At 60.3% G+C, this 17,106-nt stretch carries 10 protein-coding genes, 1 tRNA gene and 1 pseudogene; 5 read left to right on the forward strand and 7 right to left on the reverse strand.

Annotated features, from left to right (window positions below):
* Positions 1-165 precede the first annotated feature (165 nt).
* The 5 genes and pseudogenes from GTU76_RS00750 (at position 166) to GTU76_RS00770 (ending at position 7,757) form a co-directional block, all read left to right on the forward strand.
* A complete protein-coding gene (locus GTU76_RS00750) occupies positions 166-1,869 on the forward strand; it encodes an amidase (protein WP_180697844.1) in 1,704 nt (567 codons plus the stop codon).
* Positions 1,870-2,070: 201 nt separating this feature from the next.
* Positions 2,071-3,366, forward strand: a complete 1,296-nt coding sequence (locus GTU76_RS00755) for an OprD family porin (protein WP_016984230.1) — start codon at positions 2,071-2,073, stop codon at positions 3,364-3,366.
* Between the two features lie 535 nt (positions 3,367-3,901).
* Entirely contained in the window at positions 3,902-4,261 is a 360-nt protein-coding gene (locus tag GTU76_RS00760; RefSeq protein ID WP_102900463.1) for a DUF6124 family protein, read from the forward strand.
* A 236-nt stretch (positions 4,262-4,497) separates the two neighbouring features.
* Positions 4,498-7,221 carry an Ig-like domain-containing protein gene (locus tag GTU76_RS00765; RefSeq protein ID WP_180697845.1) on the forward strand — a complete coding sequence of 908 codons (2,724 nt, stop codon included), beginning with the start codon at positions 4,498-4,500 and terminating at the stop codon, positions 7,219-7,221.
* A 176-nt stretch (positions 7,222-7,397) separates the two neighbouring features.
* A pseudogene (locus GTU76_RS00770) lies at positions 7,398-7,757 on the forward strand (DUF6124 family protein).
* 232 nt (positions 7,758-7,989) lie between these two features.
* Here GTU76_RS00770 and GTU76_RS00775 read toward each other — a convergent pair.
* The 7 genes from GTU76_RS00775 to fdnG all read right to left on the reverse strand — a co-directional run bounded on the left by GTU76_RS00775 (position 7,990) and on the right by fdnG (position 17,047).
* Positions 7,990-8,085 (reverse strand) — tRNA-Sec (locus GTU76_RS00775).
* A 6-nt stretch (positions 8,086-8,091) separates the two neighbouring features.
* On the reverse strand, positions 8,092-10,008 hold the full coding sequence (gene selB, locus GTU76_RS00780; protein WP_180698001.1) for a selenocysteine-specific translation elongation factor: 1,917 nt from the start codon (positions 10,006-10,008) through the stop codon (positions 8,092-8,094).
* On the reverse strand, positions 10,005-11,408 hold the full coding sequence (gene selA, locus GTU76_RS00785) for an L-seryl-tRNA(Sec) selenium transferase (RefSeq protein WP_180698002.1): 1,404 nt from the start codon (positions 11,406-11,408) through the stop codon (positions 10,005-10,007). The genes selB and selA overlap by 4 nt, the downstream gene beginning before the upstream one ends.
* A gap of 45 nt (positions 11,409-11,453) precedes the next feature.
* A complete protein-coding gene (gene fdhE, locus GTU76_RS00790) occupies positions 11,454-12,380 on the reverse strand; it encodes a formate dehydrogenase accessory protein FdhE (RefSeq protein ID WP_180697846.1) in 927 nt (308 codons plus the stop codon).
* 3 nt (positions 12,381-12,383) lie between these two features.
* Positions 12,384-13,049, reverse strand: a complete 666-nt coding sequence (locus tag GTU76_RS00795; protein ID WP_180697847.1) for a formate dehydrogenase subunit gamma — start codon at positions 13,047-13,049, stop codon at positions 12,384-12,386.
* Entirely contained in the window at positions 13,046-13,981 is a 936-nt protein-coding gene (gene fdxH / locus GTU76_RS00800; protein WP_180697848.1) for a formate dehydrogenase subunit beta, read from the reverse strand. The genes GTU76_RS00795 and fdxH overlap by 4 nt, the downstream gene beginning before the upstream one ends.
* Positions 13,982-17,047, reverse strand: coding sequence for a formate dehydrogenase-N subunit alpha (gene fdnG / locus GTU76_RS00805; RefSeq protein ID WP_180697849.1), 3,066 nt, complete (start codon positions 17,045-17,047; stop codon positions 13,982-13,984).
* Positions 17,048-17,106 lie beyond the last annotated feature (59 nt).

Below are 17,106 nucleotides of genomic sequence, written 5' to 3' on the forward strand. Positions count from 1 at the left end.
CAGTCGGGTTGAAAACAGGCAAGATTCAATCCCGCCGATTACTCTGCACGCCGCTTGGTGTTAAATAGGCGCCAGTCTTAACCTTGTCGCTTATAGCTGTGCAACGAGAACCGATATGAACACCCATTCCAGGAAAAACACCCGAATTCAAACAGCGGTGAACGCATGATCGAAGTCACCGAAGTTTCCATTGCCCAACTGCGTGCCGCGCTGGAATCCGGGCAGACCACCGCAGTCGAATTGGTGCAGGCGTATCTGGCACGCATCGATGCCTACGACGGCGCCGACACCGCGACGGCGCTGAATGCCGTGGTCGTGCGCAACCCTGAAGCATTGAACGAAGCACAGGCGTCCGATGCCCGTCGTGCCGCAGGCAAAACCCTCGGCCCGCTCGACGGCATTCCTTATACCGCCAAGGACAGCTATCTGGTCAAAGGCCTGACCGCAGCATCCGGCAGCCCGGCCTTCGCCGAACTGGTCGCTTATCGCGATGCCTTCACCATCGAACGCTTGCGCGCCGCCGGGGCGATTTGTCTGGGCAAGACCAACATGCCGCCGATGGCCAATGGCGGCATGCAGCGCGGTGTCTACGGTCGCGCCGAAAGCCCTTACAACGCTGATTACCTCACCGCGCCGTTTGCCTCCGGTTCGTCGAACGGTGCCGGCACCGCCACCGCCGCGAGTTTCGCCGCGTTTGGTCTGGCTGAAGAAACCTGGTCGAGCGGGCGTGGCCCGGCGTCGAACAATGGCTTGTGCGCCTACACCCCGTCGCGCGGAGTGATTTCGGTGCGCGGCAACTGGCCGTTGACCCCGACCATGGACGTGGTCGTGCCTTACGCACGCACCATGGCCGATCTGCTCGAAGTCCTCGACATCGTCGTCGCCGAAGACCCGGACACTCGTGGCGATCTGTGGCGTCTGCAACCGTGGGTGCCGATCCCCAGCGTCAGCGAGGTGCGCCCTGCCGCTTACGCTGATCTGGCCGCTGACGCCAAAGCGCTGGCCGGTAAGCGTTTCGCCGTGCCGCGCATGTTTATCAATGCCGACCCTGAAGCCGGCACCAGCGAAGCACCGGGCATCGGTGGCCCGACCGGCCAGCGCATCAACACTCGCGAGTCAGTGATCGATCTGTGGAAGCAGGCGCGTCAGGCCCTCGAAGCCGCCGGTGCCGAAGTCGTCGAAACCGATTTCCCGCTGGTCTCCAACTGCGAAGGCGATCGTCCCGGCGCGCCGACTGTATTCACCCGTGGTCTGGTCTCGAAAGAGTTCCTTCACCATGAACTGTGGGATTTGACCGCGTGGGCGTTTGACGACTTCCTGCAAGCCAACGGCGACCCGAAACTCAATCGTCTGGTCGATGTCGACGGGGCGAAAATCTTCCCGCACGAACCGGGCACGCTGCCCAACCGTGAAGGTGACCTGGTGGCGGGCATGGATGAATACGTGCGCATGGCCGAGCGCGGCATCACGCCGTGGAATGAAATTTCCACCGTGCCTGACGGCTTGCGGGGTCTGGAGCAGACCCGGCGCATCGACCTCGAAGACTGGATGGACAAACTGGGCCTCGACGCCGTGCTGTTCCCGACGGTCGCTGACGTCGGCCCGGCGGACGCCGATGTCAATCCTGAGTCGGCCGACATCGCCTGGAGCAACGGCATCTGGGTGGCCAACGGCAACCTCGCGATCCGTCACCTCGGCGTGCCGACCGTCACCGTGCCGATGGGCGTGATGGCCGACATCGGCATGCCGGTCGGCCTGACCTTCGCCGGCCGTGCCTATGACGACTCGAACCTGCTGCGCCTGGCGGCCGCGTTTGAATCGACCGGCAGTAAACGCCAGATCCCGCCACGCACGCCGCCGCTGGCGTAACGCGCTTAAAACTGTAGGAGTGAGCCTGCTCGCGATGGCGGTGTGTCAGTTAAATTTATCGAGACTGACACACCGCTATCGCGAGCAGGCTCACTCCTACAGGGGGTTGTGTAATGCCGTTCATTGAGCACATCCGCTCAATCCTACTTCCTGCAATCGCTTGATCATCCCAGCCATCTTAATTGCCGCTGGCCACTGACCATGATTGACCGCACCCCTTCGCGTCTCACCCTCCTCGCGCTGCTCAGCGGTCTGACCACCACCGCCCACGCCAGCGGTTTTTTCGACGATGCAAAAAGCGAAGTGCTCAGCCGCAACTTCTATCTGAGCAACGATTACCGCTCGCCCTCGCCGTCCGGCAAAAACTACAAACAGGAATGGGCTCAAGGCTTTATCGGCACTTTCTCATCCGGTTTCACACCCGGCATAGTCGGTTTCGGTATTGACGCGCATGCCTTCGCCGGGCTCAAACTGGACGGTGGCAAGGGGCATTCGGGAACGGGTTTGCTGCCGGTCGACAGCGATGGCCGCAGCGAAAACGACTACTCCAGCGCGGGCGGTGCGCTTAAGTTGAAGGCCTCGCACACCACCCTCGCCTTCGGTGAAATGACCGTGGAAACTCCGGTTTTCGACACCTCCGACAAACGCCTGCAACCGGAGTACGCCACAGGTTTTCTGCTCAGCAGCGCCGAGTTCGACCACGTCAATCTGGTGGCCGGGCATTTCACCGCGTTCAAGAATCAGGACAGCTCATCCGGCAAAGGCGATTTCTATGGCTATGGCGCCAATACCGAGGCCGGCGGGATCAGTTTTCTTGGCGCCGATCTGTTCACCGACAGCCCCGTTGGCGGCGCGCTGTACGCCTCAGACCTCAGCGACACCTGGCGCCAGTACTACGGCAACCTGCACTTCAAGCAGTCCGGCGTGCTTCTCGACGCCAACCTTTATCACACCCGCGACACCGGCCGGGCGCTGGCAGGTTCCATCGACAACACCGCGTTCAGCCTGTCCGGCAAATACGCCTTCGGCCCCCATGCGGTAATGCTCGGCTGGCAACGGATCAATGGCGACACGCCGTTCGATTTCGTCGGCGGCGACTCGATCTACCTCGCCAACTCGATCAAATACGCCGACTTCAACGGCGCCAACGAACGCTCCTGGCAGGCGCGCTACGACCTCGACCTTGGCGCCTTGGGCATCCCCGGCCTGAGCTTCATGACCCGCTACGTCAGCGGCAGCCATATCGACGGCACCCACGCGCCCAAGGGCGGCGCCTACAACCCGTTTGATCCGGACAGCGGCAGTTACCAGCCGCAGCAAGGTGACGGCGGCAAGCACTGGGAACGGGATATCGATTTGAAATACGTCGTGCAGTCGGGCGCGGCCAAGGATCTGTCGGTGCAGGTCTCGCATGTTTCACATCGAGCCAATGAAGCGCAGGCCGGTGATGACATTGACCGGATCTATGTCGTTATCCAGTACCCGTTGGGTTTCTGACGCAACACGATCAATCCCGCCTGCAATCATTCAACTGTGGGAGCGAGCTTGCTCGCGAATGCAATAGATCAGTTACATTGATTTCGCCTGACAAAACGCCTTCGCGAGCAAGCTCGCTCCCACAGGTTTCTGCGTCCGTCACAAACCCTGGGGGTAACAGGGACAGACCACGTTTGCACCCAGCCAGTCGCCCGATTTTTTGCCTTTTAAACTCCTGTGTTTAAAAGACACCTTCAGACACGCCTTACAGGCTACAAATTCTTGCGCCATTGCCTACAGCTACGCCAGAATCCGCCGGCTTGTGCGCTTTGGGGTCGGGTTCTATTGTGGTGCGGTCGCTGACGAATCAGCGATCGGGTTTAGCAGCTCGACAATTTTCAAGGCACGCGAGTATCGCCATTACGTTATGGCGGCTTTGCGTGGGGCACTTCGGTGCGCCGGGATCCTTGAGCCTGGTCTGCTAACCCGCGTACAAGCCGCCACCTCCTCGTTTAGCAGCGAAGGTTGACGGCTCCATTTCTCAAGGAGCTTTACCATGATCAAACCAACACCCAACCCGCCCGAAACCGACCCCACCTCCCCCTACGAATCCCTCGATTCAAAAAAGCTCCACGAAGCCGCCGACCGCGCCCTCGATCACTACCTCTGTCCACCCGGCTCCACCCCGCCGCCACGCAAAACCCGGCGGATGTACGCCGTCACCGCCGACTTTAAAAACGAGGAACTGCTGGCCGATGCCAGCGAAACACTCGCCTCAGCCAGAACCATCGCCCACGACTTCGCCCACCTCATACCCGCGTCGCAGCGCAGGACGCTGCTGGGGATCGCGCAATTGATCATGCTCGGCGAACTGGCGGTGAATCGGGTGATGGATAATCTGGAGCTGCCGCAATAGCGCCCCTTGACCCATGATCCCAGTGGGAGCGAGCCTGCTCGCGAAAGCTGACTTACAGGCGATATCTCCCCAAGAAAAAACCGCCGTTCCAAAGCAACCGGGACGGCGGTTTTTTTATTCACTCAATGACCATTCGTCTGAGACATGTCGCCACCTGTCAGATCTGACAGGTGCGCAATCTCCAATTAAGCGCTCTGATAACCCCTGCCCGTTCCCACCATGCAGGAGCCTCATCCGTGACCACCTCAACCCCACCGGACAACACCGTCCTCGTCCTGAGACCGCCGATGATCAACGGCCAGACCAAGCTCGTGGTAGGCGCACATATTGGCGTGCCCTTGGTGGCTTATGACCTTGTCACTGACGGTGAAGGCGCCGTTGTCCTCGTCGACCCACCGTCGTCGGGCACCATGGATCCCGGCGATGTCATGGAGCTTTGGCTTGAGGATGAAGTGACCGCACTGGACAGCAAGACCATTGAGGATCCGAACGTGCGCACCACGTTGCGCATCCCCAAGGGTCGACTGCATCCGGACAAGGTCAACAAGCTTTACTACACCGTCAGGCGTGGGAGCGCCAATCGAGGCACTTCCACCCCATCGCTGGAAATCCTCTATAACCGCATCCGCCCCGGCTTCAAGGATCGTCTGACCGACCCCGGTGGCCACTCCGAACTCCAATTGCTATTGCCCGATGTGATCAAGAACGGCGTCGGTCCGGACTTCGTCAGCGCCGAAGTGTGCGTGGCCTATCCGTATTGCCGGGCGTACGACCTCATCACCCTCAAGTGCAACGGCGAACTGCTGGACCCCAAGCCCAAGGTCAATCCGAATCAGGCGCCGCAACCGCCGAATCCAGGTGACGAACCCCCTATCACCATCTGCTTCACCATCACCCGCGCCTATCTCGACAAGGCGCAACGTCTGGATAAAAAACTGCATTTCTCCTACACCGTCACCGATCAGCTCGGCAACGGCCCGGACACCGACGCGCCGTGGTCGCCGGTGCAGAGTGTGGATGAGGATCTGGATGGCACGCGCCTGCCGATGCCGATCCTGCTGGAACGACTGGAAGACTTTCCGGGAGATGATGCAAGCATCATCGATCTGGAAAAACTGGCCGGTAATCCGTTGTTGGTGGTGATTCTGACGGCGGACAACCGCTTTGTGGCGGGCGATGAAGTGCTCGCAACCTACACCGCTAAAAACACAGGCCAGCCCGCCGACGTAGTGGTGACTGTTCCCGGCAAAGTTGAAGCAGACCCGTTCGGCTCGAAAAAAACCTTATTCCTTGAAGTGGCCAACGACAAGGTTTTCGCGGGCAGTAACGTCACCGTAACTTATGAATTGCACAGGCCCGATGTGGGTCTGGTGGGTAGTTCCAATACGGCAACCGCAACGGTGACGGGAACAATCCCGGTCGATCTGAAGCCACCAACACTGGTGGCACCAGCGACCATCCCCATTGATGTGCTGGCCTACGAGGAAGGTGTCACTGTGCGCGTCGAACACCTCTCGGCCTTGTCGGGGGATCAGGCTCGGTTGCTGGAAGTTGACCCCAAGCCCGACGCAAAGCCCTTTCCGTTACTGACGCTCAACCAGAACAAACGCGCCAACTTCAAACTTGATCCCGCATTTCTCGTGGAACGGCGCGGAACAACCATCAAATTGCGTTGGGAATTGATTCGCGGAGGAAAACCCGAAGGTGAGTCCCCGGATCTGGTGCTGACAATTCAACCGATCGCCGAGGATGATCCGCGCTTGCCGACACCGAACATTGCCGGCAACACTGGTAAGGAACTGGACGTTCAAGACCTCACGGCAGAAGCGCGGATTCTCGCGGTGAAATGGCCGTTGTTCAAGTTGGGGCAACCGATCTGGTTAACATGCAAGGGTTTTGACAACAATGGCAACCCGATCAGTACCGACGTGAAGTCCGGAGAGCCCAATGGTTCGGCGAATGGACTGTCGGAATTGGCGCCTGTTGATTGGTTGAAAGATCTCAAGGACGGGACAGAGTTGCGAGTTGAATGTGCTGTCAATTTGGATGGCATAAAAAACAAGGTGACGGCAGTTGCTCTTCCGACTCGTATTTATACTGTCCACGCAGTGGAGGATATCAAGCCTGAGATCACCTCTGTTCTGGGTTTGCCAAGCAATAAACCGATCCTGCCAAACGGGCAAACCACGGAAACAACCGTATTTCTTTCTGGCACAGCGGCAAAAGGGCAAAAAATCCAAGTGTTCGACAGGGAGTCGCCCGTAGGAACGGCTACCGCCGACGTGACGACAGGTTACTGGGAGTTGCCCGTTCGCGACTTAAGCGCGCAGCCACACACTTTTATCGCTGTCGCGTTATATGGCTCGAGCCAATCGTCGGGGCCCTGGTTGGTCATCGTTTACGAATTCAGTATTGATACCGTTGAAATGACCCTTAATGGGCGTGCGGTCAAAACTGGATGGCCGACAACAGGACAGGACTTCACCGGTAATACCCAAATCCGGAATGCCAAAGGCGGAATCGGCAAACTTACTTATGAATCGAGCAATGCAAACGTGGCATCAGTGGCGAGCAATGGCAAAGTAACGGGGCAAAGGACCGGTTCTGCTGTAATTTCCGTTAAAGATGAAAATGCCTCGAGCGTCTCTTACCCAGTGCGCGTGAGTAATATTTATCAGTTACAGCATAGCGCTCAGCCCGGCTACACCTATCAGGAAGCTATTAATTGGCTGAACTCTGTACCGGGTTCAATACCGGTTTCGTCTGCCATTGGAGAAATGATACGTGTATACGGGCCAGACGTCTCATGGCCCTATGTCACTGGAACGGTGCATTGGATGTGTGATGCCGGTGGCTGCCCGGGTAACCTTCGGCCCATATTTGCCTACCGAACCGGAGGGATAATATGTGAGCCGAATCTCAATAACCGCTTCATTGCCTGGTGCTTGCGACCGCTTTAAGACATGTGTAAATGCTATACCGCACGGACATTGGGGGTGCTTCATGGCGGCTGTGCGCGGGATACCTTCGGGTATGCCGGGTTCCTTGATTCCCGGTCTGCGAACCCGCGTACAGCTGCCACCTCTTTTCGTTTCGCAGCGAAATGTGGCGGCTCCAGCAATCAAGGAGCTTCACCATGATCAAACCAACGCCAAACCCGCCCGAAACCGACCCTACCTCCCCCTACGAATCCCTCGATTCAAAAAAACTCCACGAAGCCGCCGACCGCGCTCTCGATCACTAGCTCTGCCCACCCGGCTCCACGCCACCGCCGCGTAAAACCCGCCGGATGTACGCCGTGACCGCCGACTTCAAAAACGAGGAACTGCTGGCCAATGCCAGCGAAACACTCGCTTCTGCAAGAACCATCGCCCATGACTTCGCTATTCTCATACCCGCATCGCAGCGCAGGACGCTGCTGGGGATCGCGCAACTGATCATGCTCGGCGAACTGGCGGTGAATCGGGTGATGGATAATCTGGAGCTGCCGCAGTAGCGGGCCTCGCGACAGACTCTGAGTAAGGCGCTGGCAGTGCCGACGCCTTCGCGAGCAAGCTCGCTCCCACAGGGGATTTCTGTCGCTAACGCGGCTGCGGTTCCACCGCCGAATTTGTGGGAGCGAGCTTGCTCGCGAAGGCGGTGGGTCAGTTAGTGAGATGTCGACTGAAAAACCGCCTTCGCGAGCAAGCTCGCTCCCACACTGGATCGCGGTCGTCCTGAACAAGAACTGGCGGAAGGCAGCCGGAGTCGAACCTGCCCGGGAACGGATGCCGTCCCCAACCGGGTTTGAAGCCCGGCCGCGCCACCGGGCGCGATTGCCTTCCTTTAACTCATTGCGCGTCGGCGTTGGCCAGCGCGTTGTCGAAGCGGATCTGGCGCGATTCGCCGAGGCGTCGGGTCAGGCCGACGCGGTCGAAATATTCGAGGTACTGAATACAGCGTTTGCGTCCCAAGCCTAGCGCATCGCGGAAGGTTGTCACCTGGATCTGCGGATTTTCCTTGGCCAGTTTGAGCAACACGTCGGCCATTCGGCGCAGTTGCGCGTCACTCAAAAACAGATCGCGTACCACTTGGTGCATCAAACCGAGCCGCGCCAATTTGCGCAGCAGCAGGCGTACGACCGCGTCGTCCTGGCCAAGCATTCTTGCGACGTCGCGCACCCATGGCGGGTCGAATCCGGCGTTTTCGAACAGAGGTTGCAGCTGCCGCCAGAGGCTTTCGTCCTCGGCATTCAGGCGCACCTGATGATCCGGCAAGTGCAGCCATGGGCCGCTCGCCTGGATTGAGCCGGCCGCCAGCAATTCATCCAGCAAACTCACAAACGTCGCACGCTCCAGCGCCAAACCACTGAAGCGGCGGAGGCGATCGCGATCCGGGCCCATCTGGTCAGGCTCATGCTCATGAAACTGCGCGAGTTGCTCCAGCAGGGTGAACTTCAGTTGCGACCAGCGTTGCACGTTGAACAGCACCGAGCCTTGGCGGGTGTCGATCAGGCGGACGTTTTCCGCTAACGACCAGGTTGAGCGCGGGCGATTGAATTGGCGCTCCAGCCGTTGCGGATCGAGGCCGCCGGCGCTGTAGTTGAGCAGCACGGGCAAGACTTGTTCGAGTTCGTCGCCAGAAGCCAAGGTGCGCAGTTGCGCCAGACGTTCGGGGCTGCGGCGTTGTCGTGCCGGGGCGAACGGATCGAGTACCTGGCCACCGCCCAAGGTGCGTTGCGCGCTCTGGTCGCGCAGGATCAGTCGATCGCCCTTCACCGCGTGTACCGGCGCGTTGATCAGCAACTGCGCAAACATCCGTTCGCCGGGACTCAGGCGCGGGCCTTCGAGCAAAGCCACCCGCGCAATGACATCCTGTGTACCCAGATGCACATGCACCGGGTGAAAGTGTTCAAAGGTACGTTCGCCGGGCAGCAGTTGAAACTCGATATCGACCCGCTGCGTCGGGGCATGCAGCCACTCGCTCAGCAACCAATGGCCGCGATGGATCTGCGCCAGTTCAAGGCGTTCGCCGCTCAGGTTCAATGCCACCCGTTGCCCGGCGAAGGCGTGTTCGGCGGGTTGATTCTGCGCGTGCAAACCGCGCACTCGCACGGTTTTCCCGCAAGGCCCGAGGGTGAGTTTGTCGCCGACAGCGACCGCACCCGACAACGCCGTCCCGGTGACCACGATTCCCGCACCGGCAACACTGAACGCGCGGTCAATGGCCAGCCGAAATCCGCCTTCGCGACTACGGTGCTGCACTTCTTGTTGCGTTTGCAGCAACGCCTGGCGCAACTCATCGATACCCTGCCCGCTCACGCTCGACACCGTGAAGATCGGTGCTTGGGCAAACGGCCCCGGTTCCAGCAGATCGAGAATCTGGCGCTGCACCGCTTCCACCCTGCCCGACTGAACCCGGTCGCATTTGGTGATCGCCACCAAGGCGCGGGGAATGCCGAGCAATTCAACAATCGCCAGATGTTCACGGGTCTGCGGCATCACGCCGTCGTCCGCCGCGACCACCAGCAACACCAGATCAATGCCTTGGGCGCCGGCCAGCATGTTGTGGGTGAATTTCTCGTGGCCGGGGACGTCGACAAACCCGGTCAGCCCCGCGCCCGGTTCCAGTTCGGCATAGAGATAGCCAAGGTCGATGGTCATCCCGCGTTCGCGTTCCTGCGGGCGGCGGTCGCCGGTTTGTCCGGTCAGGGCTTGCAGCAGCGACGTTTTGCCGTGGTCGATATGCCCCGCCGTGCCGACGATCACGGCTCGACCTGCAACTGCGGCAACTGCGCGAACCACGACGGTTCATCGTCGAGCTGGCGCAGATCCAGCCACAGCGCATCGTCGTCAATGCGCCCGAGCACCGGAATCGGCAAGGCGCGCAATGCGGCTTCCAGATTCAACAGGCAACGCCCGCGCAAACGCTTCGACACCTGCGGGCGGCAACACAGTGCCGCACTCGGCAAACGCGCCACCGGTTGGCTGCCGCTGCCGATCATGCCCAAGGCCTCCACTGCACTGACCTGCCAGCGCTCACCCAACAACTCAGTCATCAAGGGCTGCAAGCGCAAAGCCTGGGCAAAGATGTCAGCCTGCGGGCGAGTCAACAGCCGCAAACTCGGCAAACGTTCAGCCAGTCGATCCGGATCGCGATACAAACCCAGCACCGCCTCCAGCGCCGCCAAGGTCAACTTGTCCACTCGCAGCGCGCGTTTCAGCGGGTTTTTCTTGATCTTCGCGATCAGCTCTTTGCGCCCCACGATCAACCCTGCCTGCGGGCCGCCGAGCAATTTGTCGCCGCTGAAGGTGACGATATCCGCGCCATCCAGCAACGCCTGACGCACCGTCGGTTCGGCCGGCAAACCCCAACGGGTCAGATCCAACAGACTGCCACTGCCCAGATCCTCCAGCAACGGCAAGCCATGCCGATGCGCCAACTCGGCCAGTTCCGCAGTCGGCACGCGCGCGGTAAACCCTTCGATGCTGTAGTTGCTCGCATGCACACGCATGATCAAACCGCTGCGTGGGCTGATCGCTGCTTCGTAGTCACGAGCATGAGTGCGATTGGTCGTGCCGACTTCGTGCAGACGCACGCCGGCGCGGGCCATGATGTCGGGGATGCGGAAAGCGCCGCCGATCTCGATCAGCTCGCCACGGGAAATAATGCCTTCCTTGCGCGCGCCCAGGCTGTTGAGCGTCAGCAGCACGGCGGCGGCATTGTTGTTGACCACGGTGACGGCTTCGGCGCCGGTCAGTTCGCGGATCAGGCCTTCGATCAGGTCATCGCGATCACCGCGTTTGCCACTGGCCAGATCGAATTCCAGATTCAGCGGATAACGCGCGGCCATTTGCACCGCTTCGATGGCTTCGTCCGGCAACAAGGCGCGGCCGAGGTTGGTGTGCAGGACGGTGCCGGTGAGGTTGAATACGCGGCGCACATGGCTGCGTTGTTGCTGGGCCAGGCGTTCACCGACGCGGCCGGCGAGCACTTCGGGGCTGATTTCGACGGCTGACAATTGCCCGTTCAACACGCTCGGGCGCAATTCATCGAGTAACTGGCGCAAACCCGCCAGCAACGAATCACGCCCGTGACGCTCAAGCAAAGACACACATGCCGGGTGACGCAACACACCATCAATGGAAGGTAACCGCAGGGACATCAGCCACTCCTGGAGACAGATCACTGCGCCAGAGTGTAGACGTTCAGATCATTCGTCTCCTGGTGCCAGTAACAGATTCGGTGCCAGACGCTGATAGCCGTCCTGCGCCAGACGCATGTCCAACAGCAGACTGCTCAAATCAGCCGACAACGCCTCAGCATCGGCATCGTTTTCCAGATAAACCAGTTTCAGATAACTGTTACAGCCCGGACAGACTTCCGCCCTCAGCGGCGCCTGATTCGCCGCGTGGCGATCATCCTCAAGGCTCAGATAATCAAGCCCTTTACTCGACTCGCAATACACGCATTTGACCCGCACCACATGCCATTCACAGGCACACAGCGAGCAGACCAGATAACGCAAACCGTTGTGCTTGCCGCGATGGCGGATCACCCCGGCCATGGCCGGCGAACCGCACGCCGGGCATTGGCTGAGGCTGTCGCCGGGTTTGAGTTTCAGGTCCGGCGCGCTGAGCAGCCAGTGACTCCACGCCACTTGCAGCGCCGCGCCAAGAAACGGCACCAGTTGCGCCGGCACCATTGAGTATTGGCCACTGACCAGCGCCACGGCCCACGAACGTAACTGGCCGGTACTGGCGACGCGTAACGTCGTAACGGCGTCAATAACGGCAGGTTGTTCAGCAGGTTCATAACGCTGCAGCAAAGCGCCGAGATAAGCCTGCCAGCCCTCTTCTCGCACCAGCGTGTCAGCCGCGAACGGCGGCAAACCATGCTGCTGACAGGCCTCAATGCGTTGCTGATCAAACGGCGCCGTCAGTGGTGGATCGTCAAACACCTGCTGCTGCACCCGGCACAATCCGGCAATCAGCCGCAGATACTCGGCCAGCGCATGCCCCTCGGCCAGTTGCTCTAATCGAGCGGCCCGCAGCGCGGGCAGATTCGAAGGCGGCAGATACAGAAACGGCGGCGAACTCGCCGCCGCTTCGATTTCCCCAGGTTCCAGAATGGTTGGCAAAAGTCAGCCCTTTTTGGTGATCGGTCGCTCCGGCACGTCCGGTTGACGTTCGTCGCGGGTGATGTCGCGATACCAGAGTTCATGGTGTTTTTTCGCCCAGGCGCGGCTCACCCAGCCGTGCATCATTGCGTCGACCGAGCCCTTGATCCACAGCCCGGCATAGATGTGAATGATGATGCTCAGCACCAGAATGAACCCGGCCAGCGCATGCAACAGCATCGCCCAGCGAATCACGCTGATGCCGAAGTACGCACTGAAATACGCGCGCCAGATCACCAGCCCGGTAAACAGCAAACCGAGCATGCACAGCAGTAAAGTCCAGAACAGCAGCTTCTGCCCGGCGTTGTACTTGCCTACCGGCGGCACGCTTTCTTCATCGTTGACCAGCACCCGATCGATGCGGCGCATCCATTTCCAGTCGTTGTCGATAAAGAAGTTCGCACGCCAGAAACGGAACACCAGGCCGAGGAACAACACAAACATCGCCACGCCCATGAACGGATGCAGAATCCGCGTCCACGGCCCGCCACCGAACAGGTTGCTCAGCCAGAACAGCGACGGATGAAACAACGCCAGCCCGGACAACCCGGCCATGAAAAACAGGATCGCCACCAGCCAGTGATTGGTGCGCTGGTTGGCGGTGTAACGCAGGATCGTCTTGTTGCTCATGGCCGCTCCTCCCCGCGTGGATCGAAGGTGTGCACCGCCGGATCGACGACGTGCACCGAGGTTTCGGGTGGCGCCGGATGCTCATCCTCTTCAACCCGGTTCGGGCCGATGCGCACGTAATGGAAGAACCCGGCCAGCACCGCCGCGCCCATGGCCAGCAGGCCCAGCGGTTTGCTGATGCCTTTCCACAGGCCCACCAACGGACTGATCGCCGGATCCTGCGGCAGGTTGGCGTAGATGGTCGGCGTGTCCGCGTGGTGCAGCACGTACATCACGTGCGTGCCGCCGACGCCTGCCGGGTCATACAGACCGGCGTTTTCAAAGCCACGGCTTTTCAGGTCGACGATGCGTTCGGCAGCGTGTTCCTTCATGTCTTCCTTGGTGCCGAACACGATCGCACCGGTCGGACAGGTTTTCACACAGGCCGGTTCCAGCCCTACTGCTACGCGGTCCGAACACAAGGTGCATTTGTAAGCCTTGTGATCCTTCTGCGAAATACGCGGAATGTTGAACGGGCAACCGGTGATGCAATAGCCGCAGCCGATGCAGTGGTCCTGATCGAAATCGACAATGCCGTTGGCGTGTTTGATGATTGCGCCGGGGCTCGGGCACGCCGCCAGGCAACCGGGCTCGGCGCAGTGCATGCAGCCGTCCTTGCGGATCAGCCATTCGAGGTTGCCGGCGTCGGTTTCGTGTTCGGTGAAACGCATCAACGTCCAGGTTTCCGCGCTCAGGTCTTGCGGGTTGTCGTAGGTGCCGTGGTTATGGCCGACCTCGTCGCGCAGCTCGTTCCATTCCGAGCAGGCGACCTGGCAGGCCTTGCAGCCGATGCATTTGGTGGTGTCGATCAGCTTGGCGACCGCTTCCTGATTCCTCACCGATGGCGGCACCGTGGTGGTGGCCGAGCGGGCAATGATGTCTTGGCTGGCCATTTATAGTTTCTCCACGTTGACCAGGAATGACTTGGATTCCGGGGTCTGTGTATTGCCATCGCCGAGGAACGGCACCAGGGTGTTGGTCAGGTAACCGTGACGCGTCAGGCCGGTGAACCCCCAGTGCAGCGGGATGCCGATCTGATGCACGACCTGGCCGTTGACCTGCAACGGCCGGATCCGTTTTGTCACCACCGCCACCGCTTCGATAAAGCCGCGTTTGCAACTGACCCGTACGCGATCTCCGGCAGCAATGCCCTTCTCTTTCGCCAGCACCTCGCCGATTTCCACAAACTGCTCCGGTTGAGCAATCGCGTTCAACTTGCAGTGCTTGCTCCAGAAGTGGAAATGCTCGGTGAGCCGGTAACTGGTGCCGGCGTACGGGAAGTCCTTGGCCTCGCCGAGGGTTTCCCAGACCGAATCGAAGATCCGCGCCGCCGGGTTGCTGGTGGCTTTCTTGTTTTGCGGGTGCAGCGGGTTGATGCCGATCGGCGTTTCGAACGGCTCGTAGTGCTCGGGGAACGGGCCTTCGTTCATCTTGTCGACGGCGAAGAACCGCGCAACGCCTTCGGGGTTCATGATGAACGGGTTCATCCCGGCTTCCGGCGGTACATCGGCCTTATAGTCCGGCACGTCGGTGCCGCCCCAGGCCTTGCCGTTCCACCACACCAAGCGTTTTTTCGGGTCCCACGGCTTGCCGGCGACATCCGCCGAAGCGCGGTTGTAGAGAATCCGCCGGTTGGCCGGCCAGGCCCACGCCCAGCCCAAGTGCTGGTGCATGCCGAACGGGTCGCTGTTGTCGCGGCGGGCCATCTGGTTGCCGGCCTCGGTCCAGCTGCCGGCGAAGATCCAGCAACCGGACGCGGTGCTGCCATCATCCTTGAGCAAACCAAACCCGGCCAATTGCGAGCCAGCCTTGACCGCAACGCCAGCGGCATCGGTGAAATCCGCCACGGCGCTGCCGTTGATTTCCTTGGCCAGTTCCTCCGGAGAAGGCTCGTCGGGGATCTTGTATGGCCACGTCAGTTTCAGCAGCGGATCGGGGAATTTACCGCCCTCGGCCTGATAGCGTTTGCGCAGGCGCAGGAACAATTCACTCATGATGCGGATGTCGGTCTGCGCTTCGCCCGGACCGTCAGCGCCTTTCCAGTGCCATTGCAGCCAGCGGCTACTGTTGACCAGCGAACCGTCCTCTTCGGCAAAACAGGTGGTCGGCAGGCGAATGACTTCGGTCTGGATTTCGTCGGTTTTCACATCGTTGTACGGCCCGACGTTGTGCCAGAACTCCGAGGTTTCGGTAGCGAGCGGGTCCATCACCACCAGCCATTTCAGCTTGGCCAAGGCGCCCATCACGCGGTTTTTGTCCGGCAGCGCGGCGATCGGGTTGAAGCCCTGGCAGAAGTAGCCGTTGACCTTGCCTTGGCTCATCAGGTCGAACATCTTCAGGACGTCGTAGTTGGGGATGTCGAGTTTCGGCAAATGGTCGTAGCACCAATTGTTCTCGACGGTGGCGTTGGCGCCGTACCACGACTTCATCAGGCTGACGTGGAATTTGCTGTAGTTCTGCCAGTACGACAGTTGGCCCGGGCGCAGCGGGACTTGCGTGCGTTTGTGGATGAAAGCGTTGTAGTCCTGCTCGCTGTCCTGGCCCAGGGTCAAATAGCCCGGCAGCGCATTGGAAAGCAAGCCAAGGTCGGTCAGGCCCTGAATGTTCGAGTGCCCGCGCAAGGCGTTGACCCCACCGCCCGGCATGCCGACGTTGCCCAACAACAGTTGCACCATCGCCGCGCTGCGAATGATCTGCGCGCCGATCGAGTGCTGCGTCCAGCCGAGGGCGTAGAGAATCGTCATGGTCTTGCCCGGGATCGAGCAGGTGGCGATTTCTTCCCAGATTTTCTGCATGGCGTCGACCGGCATGCCGCAGATCTGACTGGCGAGGTCGATGTTGTAGCGGCTGTAATGCTGCTTCATCAATTGATAGACGCAGCGCGGATCCTGCAGAGTCGGATCGACCCTGGCGAAACCGTCTTCACCCAGCTCGTAACCCCAGCCGGATTTGTCGGTATAGCTGCGCTTGGCGACGTCGTAGCCGCTGAAAATCCCGTCTTCAAAGCCATAGCCGGCTTTGACGATGAACGACACGTCGGTGTAGTTGCGCACGTACTCGTGCTGGATCTTGTCCTCGGTCAGCAGGTAATTGATCAGCCCGCCCATGAAGGCGATGTCGGTGCCGGTGCGGATCGGCGCGTAGTAGTCGGCCACCGAAGCGGTCCGGGTAAAACGCGGATCGACCACGATCAGCCGCGCAGCGTTATGCGCCTTGGCCTCGGTCACCCATTTGAAGCCGCACGGATGCGCTTCTGCTGCGTTGCCGCCCATTACCAGGATCAGATTCGCGTTGGCGATATCGGTCCAGGTATTGGTCATGGCACCACGGCCGTACGTCGGGGCAAGACTTGCCACCGTCGGGCCGTGTCAGACACGCGCCTGGTTATCGAACCCCAGCATGCCGAGACTGCGAATCACCTTCTGGGTGATGTAACCGGCTTCGTTGGACGCCGCCGACGCGGCGAGAAACCCGGTGCTCAGCCAGCGATTCACCGTTTGCCCGTTGGCATTTTTCTCGATGAAGTTGGCGTCGCGGTCGGTTTTCATCAGGTCGGCGATGCGGTCGAGCGCTTCGTCCCAACTGATCCGCGTCCATTCGCTGCTGCCCGGTTTGCGCGTTTGCGGGTAGAGCAAACGGCCGGGGCTGTGAATGAAGTCGAGCAGGCCTGCGCCTTTCGGGCAGAGGGTGCCGCGGTTGACCGGGTGGTCGGCGTCGCCCTCGATGTGAATGATGCTTTGCGCTACGTTCTTCGCTCCATCGCCCTGGCTGTACATGATCAACCCGCAGCCGACCGAGCAATACGGACAGGTGTTGCGGGTTTCATGGGTGTGGGCAAGCTTGAAGTGGCGCACCTGCTCGGCGAAGGCTGGCGTCGGGGTCATGCCCAACGCGCCCAGGCTCGAGCCTGCAAGGCCGATACCGGCGACCTTGAAGAACTGACGACGGCTGAGATCCATCGTGCACTCCTGATCAGGTGGAACCCGGTACTTGAGCCGGGTTTTATCTGGACAATCAC

It is taken from the genome of Pseudomonas crudilactis (genome assembly GCF_013433315.1).
GTDB lineage: Bacteria > Pseudomonadota > Gammaproteobacteria > Pseudomonadales > Pseudomonadaceae > Aquipseudomonas > Aquipseudomonas crudilactis.